Here is an 830-nt window from a genome sequence, read left to right on the forward strand (position 1 = left end):
CCCGCCCCCGGCGACCCCCTCCGTTTCACCGACAGCAAGCCCTACCCGGAGCGGCTGCGCGACGCCCAGGCGCGCACCGGGCGGCCGGACGCCGTGCTGGCCGGGCGGATGACGGTGCGCGGCAGGCCGGTCGCGGTGGCCGTCCTCGACTTCAGTTTCATGGGCGGCAGCATGGGCACCGCCGTCGGCGAGCAGATCGCCGCCACGGCCCGCCTCGCGCTCGCCGAACGCCTGCCGCTGCTGCTGGTCGCCGCCTCCGGCGGGGCGCGGATGCAGGAGGGTGCGCTGTCGCTGATGCAGATGGCGAAGACCGCCCAGTGGATCGAGCGGCTGCGTGAGGCCCGGATCCCGGTGATCAACCTCAACACCGATCCCACCTTCGGCGGGGTCAGCGCCTCCTTCGCCATGCTCGGCGACGTCGTCCTCGCCGAACCGGGCGCGCTGATCGGCTTCGCCGGGCCGCAGGTCATCCGCAACACCATCCGCCAGGAGCTGCCACCCGGCTTCCAGAGCGCCGAGTTCCTGCTGGAGCACGGCATGATCGACGCGGTCGTCCCGCGCGAGACGCAGCGCGAGCACCTGGCCCGGCTGCTGCACCTGCTCGGCCCGTCGGTGCCCGAACTGCCCGACGCACCCGACCCGGCCGTCGTCCTCACCCGCCCGCCGGCCACCACCCGCACCGCCCGCGACCTGGTCGCCCTGGCCCGCAACGTCCAGCGGCCCACCACCCTCGACTACGTCGGCTACGTCTTCGACGACTTCGTCGAGCTGCACGGCGACCGGGTGCACGGCGACGACCGGGCGCTGGTGGGCGGACTGGCCCGCCCAGC

1 protein-coding gene is annotated in these 830 nt (G+C 74.5%); it reads left to right on the plus strand.

The window, feature by feature from the left end:
- Positions 1–830: acetyl-CoA carboxylase carboxyltransferase subunit alpha/beta (locus tag CCN42_RS41000; protein WP_281259582.1), on the plus strand; the 830-nt coding region annotated here is incomplete at both ends.

The sequence above is a fragment of the Streptomyces glaucescens genome (assembly GCF_002154375.1).
GTDB classification, from domain to species: Bacteria; Actinomycetota; Actinomycetes; order Streptomycetales; family Streptomycetaceae; genus Streptomyces; species Streptomyces glaucescens.